The sequence below is a fragment of the Sediminibacterium sp. C3 genome (assembly GCF_000508085.1).
Classification (GTDB): Bacteria; Bacteroidota; Bacteroidia; order Chitinophagales; family Chitinophagaceae; genus Sediminibacterium.
The window spans coordinates 1758125-1770449 of sequence record NZ_KI669560.1 but is presented as its reverse complement, the minus strand read 5'-3'; the positions used below and the strand labels follow the sequence as shown (position 1 = coordinate 1770449).

The following is a 12325-nucleotide window of genomic DNA, read 5'->3' as shown; positions in this document are numbered from 1 at the left end:
AGAAAGAATCTCAGGAATGGTAACAAAAGTTACGCATGTGCAATTTTCACAACTGCATCCAGTTTCACCGTTGCTTTGATGGAATTGGAAATTAAACAGGCTTTCTCTGTTTTTTCCAATACCCTCATGGCTCTTTCTGCAATGGTTTCATCAGAAATCACTAATTCCGGCTTCAACAATACAGTTGTAATCATGTATTTCCCTTCAGGTTGTTCCAATAAACCCACTGCCTTCACATTCAATGATACAAATGGCAATTTGGAATTTTCAGCGATGGCTAAAAAAGTAGTCATATAGCAGGAGTTTACTGCAGCAACGAGTAAATGTTCCGGAGACCAGATACCTGGCATTCCCTTAGGAAATTCAGGAGGAGTAGCCACTTCAATGGTATTAGATAATACAGGGGAGCTGATGGTTCCTTTTCTATCAGATTGCCAAACTAAGTCTACTTCGTAATGAAATGGGGTACTCATATTTTAGAGTTTTAAAGTTTTGGAAGGGCACACAAAATCGGTTCGTGGGATATTGGTTTCTGCGATGGCTTTATATCCGCCTGCGATTTCTGTAAAGTTTCTGTATCCACGGGCCTGTAAAATGCTGGCAGCAATCATGCTTCTGTATCCGCCTGCACAATGCACAAAGAAATGTTCGGACGGGTTGATGTCTTTAATCCATTCGTTTATATACAGCAATGGCTTATTGTAGGCGTTTTCAATATGTTCTGCTACATACTCTCCTTCCCTTCTGATATCAAAAATGGTATCTGAGTTCACATCCAGCATTCCAGCAAACTCAGCAGCATCAATTCTTTCAACTGTATCAACCGGCTTACCGGCATTCAGCCAGTTTTCAAAACCTCCTTCCAGATATCCAATAACATGATCAAAACCAACCCTGCTTAACCGGGTAATGGCATCCTTATAAGATTCCGCTTCACAAACCAATAAAATGGGTTGCTTTACATCTACAATCATGGCACCTACCCAGGGAGCAAAATCTCCCCCCAATCCAATATTAATAGATTGAGGAATAAATCCTTTATAAAAAACGCCGGAATCTCTGGTATCTAAAATCAATGCACCCGTTGTTTCTGCTGCTGCTTCAAATGCTTCCACAGATAATGGTGTAGAACCTTTATGCAGAACAGATTCAAAAGAATCATACCCCTGTTTATTCATGGCTACATTCATACCAAAATAACCGGGAGGTGGCTGAAGTCCATCGGTAACCGCTTTAATAAAACTGTCTTTATCAGGCTGGTTCAGGGCATAGTTTACTTTCTTCTGATTACCTAAAGTATCTACGGTTTCCTTCATCATATTCTTACCACAGGCACTACCGGCACCATGCGCAGGATAAACAATAATATCATCAGGCAAGGGCATTATCTTATTCATCAGACTATCGTAAAGTAATCCTGCTAATTCCTCCTGCGTCATATTCGCTGCTTTCTGCGCCAGATCGGGTCGGCCAACATCGCCCAGAAAAAGGGTATCTCCGCTAAAAATACAATGGGGCTTATCCTGTTCATCCTTCAATAAAAAAGTACTGCTCTCCAATGTATGACCAGGTGTATGCAATACTTTAATATGAATCTTCCCTAATGAAAATTCTTCTCCATCATTTGCAACTACACAATCAAAACCCGCTTTTGCTGTTGGGCCATAAACAATTTTTGCGCCCGTTGCCTTACTCAGGTCTAAATGACCACTTACAAAATCTGCATGAAAATGCGTTTCAAAAATATACTTCAATGTAACCTTGTCTTTTGCCAATCTTTCCAGATAAGGCTGTATCTCCCTTAATGGATCAACAATAGCTGCTTCTCCTTCAGATACAATATAATAAGCGCCCTGCGCCAGACAACCCGTATAAATTTGTTCAATTTTCATACAAATGAATTTAAATGTTATTGTAAAACTCCAGAATCATTGAAAAAAAAATGGTATCAAAAGTTACAATTCACGCATACTTATTTTGCGGTTACATGAGACTGCGGATTCAGCAAAAACTCAGCCTTACATTCACTTGCACAGAAGCCATATACCTTACCACCATAATGAGCAGTGTCAGCAATACCAGCTGTTACAGGCATTCCGCAGATAAAATCCCTTTTATTGGCTACCATCTCAGGAGTGTACTTAGCAGCAGAATCAGAACTGGCATGATGCTCCATTGATTCTCCATGTTTTACTGGTGCCATATTCGTATCTGCTGCTTTATCTGCTGGTGCTTCATTACATGAAACCAGAAGAACCATTAGTATTGCCGCAAAAAATACATTCAATTTTTTCATACTTTCTATTTTCCGTCCAAAATTAACATACAGGCTTTCCTAAAAAAATGAGTTTAATCATAAAAAAAGCTGCCCGGGGGAAGGCAGCTCTAACTAAACTCATACTCACTATGCAACTACGGGTTCGCCGGAGCTGATCCATTCATTCATTCCTGGAGAATAGTTAACAATATTATTAAAACCATTTTTTGCAAGAATAGAATAGCCAATAGACGCCCTGTCTCCACCCTGACAGTGTATCATTACTTTTTTGGTTTTGCTTATTTTATTCAGGTTGTCTGGCAATGTTCCTACGAATACGTTTTCGGCACCCTCAATATGACCTGCATTAAACTCTGCCACACCTCTTAAGTCTACTACCTGCACTTCCGGATCCTTAGCTAAAGTTTTAGCAGTTGCTAAATCCACCTGATTTACTTTGCTTAAAGTGCCACCAGCTTTGGTGTATGCTTCTACAGATGGCAAATAACCTGCTATATTGTCCAAACCAATTCTCATTAATTTTCTGGTTAAATCATCCAACATAGATTCATCTGCAAGAATCATGAAAGGTTCGTCGTAACTAAGATACCATCCCGCCCAGGTTGCGAAAGAATTATTGCCTTGTACGTTTAAGCTACCAGGAATAAATCCAGCGGCAAACGCTGTTTTTGGTCTGGCATCAAGGAGCTTGATACCTTTAGCCATATTGGCATTCACTTCTTCTATTGAAAGTTGCTTCAGCTTGGGAACTTCAGTTAATAAAGGACGATCTACCTTGTTTAACTTCTTCATCATAGCAAAATACTTCGGCGGCTCTGGTTGATCGGCCAACAGGAATTTGATAAAACCATCTTCATTTTTTGCATACTGGAATGCCCAGTTTCTGGCTTTCTCATAACCCACCGTTGTACTTGGAACCGCGCCCAAAGCTTTACCACAGGCAGAACCTGCACCATGTCCGGGCCAAACCTGAACATAATCGGGCAATGCATTGAACTTATTAATGCTCTGATACATTTGCTTGGCCCCTTTGTCCTGGGTTCCTACCATACCAGCAGCTTTCTCTAATAAATCGGGTCTGCCAATATCACCTACAAAAACAAAATCACCGGTGAATAACATAACAGGTTCATCACTTGCAGGATGATCTGTTAAAAGGAAGCTGATACTTTCAGGCGTATGACCTGGCGTATGCATTACTTTAAAGCTCAAATTACCCAGCTTGATTACATCGTTATCTTTTAAACCTATATGCGGAAACTCATACTCCCATCCTTCTCCACCTTCAGCGGACAAGTATAGCTGCGCACCGGTTAGCTTAGCAAGCTCTCTTGATCCCGCAAGGAAATCTGCGTGAATATGTGTTTCAAAAATATGGGTGATGGTCATATTGTTAGCCTTAGCTATTTCAAGGTAAGTGTCCACATCTCTTTTGGCATCTATCACTGCAGCCACGCCTGCTTTCTGGCATCCAATAAAATAGCTGGCTTGCGCTAAACTCTTGTCGTAAATGTGTTGGAAAAACATATGGTTTCGTTTTTAAGTTTTTAATATATACTGCAAATATCGATTGTGAAAAATTGGCGTTTGGTAACTTTTGTTGCATTAGTGCCCCCCACCTGCAGGAAACAATAATTCTTTAATTATGATGTAAATTCCCATGATTAAAACAAACCAGCCAAATGCTGATTTTAGTTTTTCTCCTGGGATCTTCTTGGACAAAATGATTCCAGCAAAAATTCCAACTACTGCAAATCCAGTAAAAGTTAATAGCAAACTCCAATCAATCACTTCACTCCCCTGCAAATCTCCTGTAAATCCAATCAGAGATTTGGCAGCAATAATGAATAAAGAAGTTCCCACGGCCAGTTTCATTGGCATTTTAGCGAGCAATACCAGTGCAGGTATAATTAAGAATCCCCCCCCTGCTCCTACCAAGCCTGTTAATACCCCAACCAGGGATCCTTCCAGTAAAATCATGGGATAATTGTATTGCATGGGTAGATTTTCATCTGTAGCTTGTTTCTTCCCAGGCTTAATCATACTTACAGACGCCAGAATCATTACTAATGCAAAAAGTAACATCAGGGCAATGGGCTTGGTAATAACTATGGACCCAATGGTGGCCACTTCTTTTGGAATTAATGGAACCAGCCATAAACGGGTAGCATAAACAGCTGCAATGGATGGAATACCAAAAATAAGTACGGTTTTAAAATCAACTCTTTTCTGCGTGGCACTTTGAATACCGCCCACCAATGCAGTGGAACCCACAATGAACAAGGAATAGGCGGTTGCCAAAACAGGATCAACTCCCATTATATACACCAGAATAGGTACGGTTAAAATAGACCCACCGCTTCCGATAAGTCCCAAGGAAATACCCACCAATGCTGCTAATAAATAACCTAGTATGATCATTGAATCAATTTTAGAATACAAAAATGAAGAATCAAAAAGGTAAAGATGGTTACAAAAGTTACAAAATGGCAACTAATCCATTTATGAAATAGAAAAGGGTTGTCGAGCGACAACCCTTTGTGAGGTCCCGAGCGGATTCGAACCGCTGTAGAAGCTTTTGCAGAGCTCTGCCTAGCCACTCGGCCACAGGACCTTGTTTGGGGATGCAAAAATAGCGGAAAGAAAGGAATTTTAAAATTCTAAATAAGAAATCCCGAATTTTACTTTCTAATTCTTATAAATATGCTCAGAATTGCAGAAAGTGAATTGATCATTAATGACAGAGGTGCAGTTTATCATTTAAATGTGAAACCAGAAGAACTGGCCAGTACCATCATTACAGTTGGAGATCCTGGCAGAGTGGCTGAAGTAAGCAAACATTTTGACAAGATAGAAGGCAAATATGAGCACAGAGAGTTTATTACGCATACCGGAATCATTGGCAAGAAAAGACTTTCTGTAGTATCCACAGGAATTGGTCCTGACAATATTGATATTGTATTTAACGAATTGGATGCATTAGCCAATATAGATTTTAGCACCAGAACCATCAAGTCGGAACTAACCAAACTGACCATCGTGAGAATGGGCACTTCAGGAGCTTTGCAGGCTGATATTCCCGTTGATAGTTTTGTAGCCAGTACACATGGATTGGGAGTGGACAATCTGCTTCATTTTTACAAGCAGCAGAATCATGAAGAAGAATCGCAAATTTTAAACGCTTTTGAAACACACACGCAATTGGGCAACAATGGGATAACTCCGTATATAGCTTCCGCTTCTGCCAGTGTGCTCAAAGAATTTGTAGAAGGTTTTCACCATGGCATCACCGTTACCTGTCCTGGATTTTATGGACCACAGGGAAGAATTTTACGCTTACCACTGCAATTCCCCAACTTGATTTCACAATTAACCAGTTTCAGTTACGGTAATCATCGGATTACCAATTTTGAGATGGAGACCAGTGCCATGTACGGATTAGGAAAAATTCTTAACCATAACTGCTTAAGCCTTAGCGCAATCGTTGCTAATCGCGTACAGCAAAGTTTTAGCAAAGACGGAGGCAAAGCCGTTGAATCACTAATCGTAAAAAGCCTGGAAATATTGTCTAAAATGCAATAAATATTTTTTCAGCCCATTTTTAGATAGTAAATTTGATTAATGTCTGAAAATACAAAGCAGGAATTATCCATATATCAGCATTCCATCCTGGCTGCCAAGGAAGTATACCGGCTAACCTGTACACTTCCCGTTCAGCAACGTTTTGTATTATCTGCACAGCTCAGAAGAACCATTATCATTGTTTGTAACCGTGTGTCTGCCATTGCAGAAGCCCCTTCTAAACCAATTCTTAAGTGGCAGTCTGCTCAGTTCATCAAAAGTTACGCTGAATTAATTACTCAAATGAAAATGTCTATCAGACTGGGCCATTTTAAAGAAGCTGATTTAGCTGAACTTAGTAAGTTCATGGACCAGATACTGGTCATTTGTGAATCCAATATAAAGGCAGGCCATCGCAATTAAACGCTGTTACTTCCCTATTTCAACCTAAATTGCAACATGCATTTAGTGTTCTATAAATACCAGGGAACGGGTAACGATTTTGTTATTCTGGACAACAGAAACAATCTTATTAAACTCAATCAAAAGCAAATTGCGCTTTTATGCCATCGAAGATTTGGTATAGGAGCAGATGGATTAATGCTGTTGAATAGCAAGGCTGGCTATGATTTCGAAATGAAATACTATAATGCGGATGGCGCCGAAGGTAGCATGTGCGGAAATGGAGGTAGGTGTCTGACTAAATTCGCATTTGACACGGGTATAATTAAAGAAAAATATTGTTTTATTGCTTCAGATGGACCACATGAAGCCATAGTAACAGAGCATGACTGGGTAAAACTTAAAATGATTGATGTAAACAGTATAAGCCAGCTTTCTACAGCATGTACCGTTAATACAGGCTCCCCTCATTATGTGCAACAAGTAATGAATCTGGAAGATTTGGATGTAGTTACAGAAGGCAAAAACATCAGATACAGCAATGAATATAAAGAGAAAGGCATCAATGTAAATTTTGTTGAAAAATTAGATGAAGGCAAAATCTACGTCAGAACCTACGAACGTGGGGTTGAAGATGAAACCTACAGTTGCGGTACTGGCGTAACTGCAGCTGCTTTAATTATGTCAATGAAAAATAACACTACCCAACAAACCGTGCAAATCAAGACCAAAGGCGGAAATCTTGCCGTTGAATTTGAGAGAACAGGAACGGAAAGCTTTCAGAATATTTGGCTATGCGGACCTGCGGAATTGGTATTCAAAGGAACCATTGATTTAAACGGTACATCTAAAGTGTAAAAAATGATCCAGTATTTTAAAAATATAGACGGACAGACCATTGAGATACAGAAAGCAGATCAGGGTGTCTGGGTAAATTTAGTTCCTCCTTTTAAAGAAGAAGAATTTGTAGAATTAAGTGAAGAGCTGGAAATTCCCATTGAATTTTTAAGAGACTCCCTGGACATTGATGAACGCCCCCGTTATGAAATGGAGGACAATGTAAAAATCATTATCATCAAGACCCCAACAGAAAACAACTCGTTTAATGATTCGGACGCATTTTATATTACGATACCTATCTGTATCATTCTAACCCACAATCAAATTATCACAGTAAACTCTTTCGACAATGGTGCCATTAAAAAATTCCTGAACACTTTTCAGAAAAGACACCCTGACAAGAGAAATATGATGGTATTAAAAGTGTTCGAGAAAGTGGTACAAACTTTTCTGGATTACCTGAAAGAAATCAACCATAGCAGAAATCAGTACGAGCAAAGTTTATATGACAGTAATAGTAACGTAGACTTGTTGAAATTAATGCGTGTACAGAAAAGCCTGGTTTATTTTGTTACAGCATTGAGGAGTAATGAAATGCTGATGATGAAACTGGAAAGAACCAATTTTCTCGGACTAAATGAAGACGAAAGAGAATTCCTGCAAGATTTAATTGTAGATACCAGTCAGGCGTTGGAAATGGCGAATATTTATACCAATATCCTGAGCAGCACCATGGATGCATTTGCCAGTATCATCAGTAATAACCTGAATAATGTTATGAAGCGATTAACATCCATTACCATTATTCTATCATTACCCATTTTGGTAACCAGCATTTATGGCATGAACGTAGATATTCCTTACCAACATTCCAATCATGCTTTCTATATCCCTGTAATTATTTCTCTTTGCGTTTCTATCATTATCGGAGGATATTTTTATAAGAAAAAATGGTTCTAAGCTATGCCTCTTTTCAATGTACGCGTCTACGGAATTCTAATTGATCAATACCAGCGATTACTGGTAACCGATGAATTTATCAGAGGAGCTTTTATTACCAAACTTCCGGGCGGTGGATTGGAATTTGGTGAAGGAACCAGAGACTGTTTAAAGCGAGAATTCAGGGAGGAGACCGGACTAGAAGTAAGCATTGGGGAGCACTTTTATACCACTGATTTTTTTCAGATTTCAGCATTCAATAATAAAGATCAAATCTTATCTATTTATTATCGCGTGCATGCCGCCAATACCTCAATTCTACCCACAAGTGAAATTCCGTTTTCTTTTCAGCCAGAGCAGATAAAAGACCCCAACGGAGAAGCAGAGGTATTCAGATGGATTCCGCTGGAAACTTTATCTGAAAAAGACATGACACTTCCGATTGACAAAGTAGTGGTAAAGCTTTTAAAAGAAAATACCTAAACCAGGTTTACCTGTAAGCGCTACTCTTCCATTATTGTATTCGACTCCTTTCGCATTGGACTCAGTCAGCAACAACGGGCCATCCATATCCACATAATCCAGCTGTGGCAGAAAATGGGCAATGGCAGCTGAACCAATAACCGACTCATTCATGCTCCCCATCATAACTTTCAATCCTAAAGATCTGGCTTCCTTAATCATTCTTTTGGCAGGTGTTATACCACTGCACTTTGTTAATTTAATATTGATTCCATGAAAATAACCTGCACACCTGGCTACATCTTTTTCACTCACACAGGATTCGTCTGCAATCAAAGGAAGGGATGATATTGTAAACAGTTGCTTCATACCCTCCCAGTTGTCTTTTGCCAAAGGCTGTTCCACCAACTCTACCCCTAATTCGGCTAGTTGAGGTATAAGTGCAACTGCCTGTTCTGTAGTCCAGCCAGCATTGGCATCTACCCTGAAAACAGCTTCTGTTTTTTCTCTAAGCGCTTTAATAATACCAATATCATCAGGCGTACCCAGCTTAATTTTATAAATTGGCCAGGGTTTCGCCAGCATTTTCTCAACCATTTTATCAGGGGCATCTATACCGATTGTAAAATCACATACGGGCAATTCATCCGACCAGCTGGTATCCCATAATTCATAAAGGGGCTTGCCTTTCATCTGACCAAATAAGTCCCAACCGGCAATATCCAAAGCGGCTACCAAAAATGGATTTTGTGGAAAAAGGTGATGCAGATAATGCCAATACCTTTCCGGATCGGTCATGGCAAATTTCTCTGCCATTTTATGCTTAGCCTCAAGATCGGCTATCATTTTATCTACTGTAATATCATAGTAAGCAATTGCAGGAGCTTCCCCATATCCGGTAAAAGGGCCCAGTTTTAATGCAACCAACAAGGCTTCCTGATGCGTTTTGGTTCTACCATTCGAAATTGTAAAGGGATGAGCGAATGGCAAACTGGTTTTGGTATATCTTAACTCCACTGTTTTCCGATTATCTTCCTGATTGTTGAATATAAGACTTCAATTCTTCATTAAACGCTTGGGTCTCCTGCAAAGTTTCAAATGGCAAATGCATCCGGTAGCGCCAGAAATGATTGGGATCTGCCGGAACATTAATTTGTTCATCCAATGGATTTTCCCTTCTGATCTGCTCATGCATTCCCATTAAATCCTGTAACTGAAAAACAGCCCACATGGCTGGAGAAAATAAATGCTGCAATACAACTGCTTTATTGATCCAAGCTTCACAATAGGCAGGTGCATCTCCCCATTGTCCTAATTCCTGGTTATAAAATTGTTGAATCGTTTTTCGGTCTTCTTCCCACCAGCCTCTGATGGTACTCATATCGTGCGTGGAGGGGGTTACAACACTTAAGTAAGGAGCATCATTGGGATGAAAGAATGCACGTTCTGGATTCTTAGGCATTCTTTGTATTTCCAGACTCAACAAACCCAATTGCTGCATTACTTCCGGAACACAACCAGGAACCATTCCCAGATCTTCCCCACAAATTAACATATTTGTGACCCGCTTTAAGGAAGGTAATTTTTTATAGGCTTCTTTTTTCCAGAAATCATCCTGCATTTTATAGAAGTACTGCACATATAATTCCTTCAGCTGCTGCTGAGTGCCAAACTCCAATGCCTTAAACGAGGACGTATTTTCAATTCCAAATCTAAAGTGAAATTCTTGACCATCACCATTCGCATCAAATAAAATGATATTGCTGATTAAGCTATAAAGGCCTTGTTTAATTTTCTGATGTTGTGCATCATTTTCCAGAGTAGCAAAATGGGCCTCAATTTTTCTTTGTGTATCAAAAGCTTCTTTTAGCTGATAGAGTCCGTTTTTATTATCCGTAAGAAAAAGGCTCTTCACCAATTCATTGTCATAGCCGAATATCTCCCATAAAACAGAATCAGAAATGAAGGGTTTTGTGTATCGATCATAATCAAACCAGATTCCCTTTTCTGCAAAAGACCGAAGGGTCAGCGGAATGGCAGGCACAAAATGTCCCATAATCCCTTCCACTGCATGCATAGGTATACTCCAGATTCTGAAAAACCCGAGTATATGATCAATTCTGAAAGCATCAAAATAGCGCCCCATTTGCGCAAAACGCTGTTTCCACCAGGCAAACCCGCTATCCTGCATGATTTGCCAATTATAAGTGGGGAAACCCCAGTTCTGACCCTTTACGGCAAAATCATCAGGAGGTGCACCTGCCTGAAAATCCATATGAAATAAATGAGGATGTTGCCAGGTATCAGCCCCATAACGATATACCCCAATAGCTATATCTCCTTTAATAATAATTCCTTTCTTATGCGCATAGGAAGTGGCTTCCTTTAATTGCAGATGTAACTGATACTGCAGAAAATAATGAAAAGCAATTTCTTTATGCGATTTAGATCCCTCCTTTAAAAGCTTCGCAACCTGATTCTCATTATACTGTGAATGTGAAGGCCAGGTGGCAAAATCTACGCTGCCATGCTTATCCCGCAGATAGCAAAATACAGCATAGGGAGTTAACCAGTCCTTGTTCTCATTAAAAAAGTTTTTGAAATCTTCCTGTGCAAGCACTTCTTCTCTCACTGCATCATATACTTTTTTTGCAAAATCAATTTTATATTTCAGTACATCTGCATAAGCTACGGTTGGCAACTGATTCAATTCATTTCTGGTTGATTCCAGCTTTTTTAGTGCGGCTGCAAACTTTTTACCTGCTATCGACTTCAGATTTAAGTAAAGTGGATGCAGTGCAAAAGCAGAAATGGCTGCATAGGGATAAGAATCTTTATTGGTGTGCGTTGCAGTAGTATCATTGACAGGCAATAATTGTATCATTTTTAATCCCACCGTTTCAGCCCAATCAATCATTTTTTTCAGATCAGAAAATTCTCCTACCCCAAAACTGTCATGGGTTCTGATACTGAAAACCGGGATGGAAACACCAGCTCCTTTCCAAGTATGATTGGGGAGATACAGGAATCCATCCTGTACCATTGTTACCTGTTTAGTTTCAGGAGCTGCCTGTAATATTCTGTTATCCCCCGATTCAAACTGAATCAGTTTTTTTGTTTTAACATTATAAACTCCATACTTATAAGCAATTGGGAATTGCTCTTTAGATAAATTTAATTGTATTTCGAAATAAGGGTTGTCAGCTTCCTTGCCCATACAAAGCACCCCTTCAGTATCCCAGTTATTGGCCGATTTAAAAGAGCCAGTCAGGCAGACTATTTCATCCTTATTTAGTAAGGGATATTTTGCCCTGAATATATGAGTTGCTGATTTCAAAGACCTAACCTTTGCTACCGTTTCATTTTGTTTTAATAAAACTTGCTGAAAAGGTTCTGTATAAAAGGCATTTTCAAAATAGCCTGCATGGTTCCAGGTATCCAGAATATGAACTTTAAGTGCTGATAGTTTTTGAAAATCCAGCAATCTGTCCGATCCCCAGTCTACTACTACAGATCCATCTCCGTTAACCAAAACATAATTGTAGCTTATCTTTTGATTAAGTGCAGTAGTTGACAATTGAACAGTAGCCGTCCATGCTTGTTCATTTAAATATTGCATGGGGATGGCATTGGCAATATCACCATTACCCAACAAAAGATGATCCCCAACAATAAATAGATTTTGTCCGAATTCAGTATGGTATTTTAACTGAAACTGAACTGTTAGAAAATCAGCAGTAGCTTTTTTATCTGTAACAGTCTTCTTTACAGCAATCGTTTTTTTTGTAGTAGCCAATGGAGTGGATTTATGACTGCTAAAATAACAAACAATGTGTATATCTC

At 39.3% G+C, this 12325-nt stretch carries 12 protein-coding genes and 1 tRNA gene; 5 read left to right on the top strand and 8 right to left on the bottom strand.

All coding sequences use genetic code 11. The features are described from left to right. Nucleotides 1–29: 29 nt before the first annotated feature. From F777_RS0108210 to F777_RS0108185, 6 genes are all read right to left on the bottom strand, one after another. Nucleotides 30–473 (bottom strand): OsmC family protein, encoded by a 444-nt coding sequence (locus tag F777_RS0108210; RefSeq protein WP_026751617.1) that lies wholly within the window; start codon nt 471–473, stop codon nt 30–32. A gap of 3 nt (nt 474–476) precedes the next feature. Then, on the bottom strand, nt 477–1892 hold the full coding sequence (locus F777_RS0108205; protein ID WP_026751616.1) for an MBL fold metallo-hydrolase: 1416 nt from the start codon (nt 1890–1892) through the stop codon (nt 477–479). An 80-nt stretch (nt 1893–1972) separates the two neighbouring features. Then, the gene (locus tag F777_RS16190; protein WP_037369260.1) at nt 1973–2296 is read right to left on the bottom strand and encodes a YHS domain-containing protein; all 324 of its coding nucleotides are present in this window, start codon (nt 2294–2296) and stop codon (nt 1973–1975) included. 108 nt (nt 2297–2404) lie between these two features. Beyond that, nucleotides 2405–3805, bottom strand: coding sequence for an MBL fold metallo-hydrolase (locus F777_RS0108195; RefSeq protein WP_026751615.1), 1401 nt, complete (start codon nt 3803–3805; stop codon nt 2405–2407). A gap of 78 nt (nt 3806–3883) precedes the next feature. After that, a complete protein-coding gene (locus F777_RS0108190) occupies nt 3884–4699 on the bottom strand; it encodes a sulfite exporter TauE/SafE family protein (protein WP_037369257.1) in 816 nt (271 codons plus the stop codon). A 122-nt stretch (nt 4700–4821) separates the two neighbouring features. Beyond that, nucleotides 4822–4892: transfer RNA gene (locus tag F777_RS0108185), tRNA-Cys, on the bottom strand. A gap of 89 nt (nt 4893–4981) precedes the next feature. On the opposite strand from F777_RS0108185, the gene F777_RS0108180 reads away from it, so the two are divergent. From F777_RS0108180 to F777_RS0108160, 5 genes are read left to right on the top strand one after another with little or no spacing between them, the layout of a single operon-like run. Next, nucleotides 4982–5860, top strand: a complete 879-nt coding sequence (locus tag F777_RS0108180) for a nucleoside phosphorylase (protein ID WP_026751613.1) — start codon at nt 4982–4984, stop codon at nt 5858–5860. A 39-nt stretch (nt 5861–5899) separates the two neighbouring features. Further along, nucleotides 5900–6262, top strand: a complete 363-nt coding sequence (locus F777_RS0108175) for a four helix bundle protein (protein ID WP_026751612.1) — start codon at nt 5900–5902, stop codon at nt 6260–6262. A gap of 36 nt (nt 6263–6298) precedes the next feature. Further along, nucleotides 6299–7099, top strand: coding sequence for a diaminopimelate epimerase (gene dapF / locus F777_RS0108170; protein ID WP_026751611.1), 801 nt, complete (start codon nt 6299–6301; stop codon nt 7097–7099). A 3-nt stretch (nt 7100–7102) separates the two neighbouring features. Beyond that, nucleotides 7103–8041, top strand: a complete 939-nt coding sequence (locus tag F777_RS0108165) for a magnesium transporter CorA family protein (protein WP_026751610.1) — start codon at nt 7103–7105, stop codon at nt 8039–8041. Between the two features lie 3 nt (nt 8042–8044). Then, a complete protein-coding gene (locus tag F777_RS0108160; RefSeq protein ID WP_026751609.1) occupies nt 8045–8503 on the top strand; it encodes an NUDIX domain-containing protein in 459 nt (152 codons plus the stop codon). On the opposite strand, the gene F777_RS0108155 is transcribed toward F777_RS0108160, so the two are convergent. Together F777_RS0108155 and F777_RS16185 are read right to left on the bottom strand one after the other, a co-directional pair. Further along, complete coding sequence (locus tag F777_RS0108155; RefSeq protein ID WP_026751608.1) at nt 8486–9499, bottom strand: dipeptide epimerase; 1014 nt, start codon at nt 9497–9499, stop codon at nt 8486–8488. The two genes, F777_RS0108160 and F777_RS0108155, sit on opposite strands and share 18 nt — an antisense overlap. 10 nt (nt 9500–9509) lie before the next feature. After that, entirely contained in the window at nt 9510–12278 is a 2769-nt protein-coding gene (locus F777_RS16185) for a 4-alpha-glucanotransferase (RefSeq protein ID WP_235785911.1), read from the bottom strand. Nucleotides 12279–12325 lie beyond the last annotated feature (47 nt).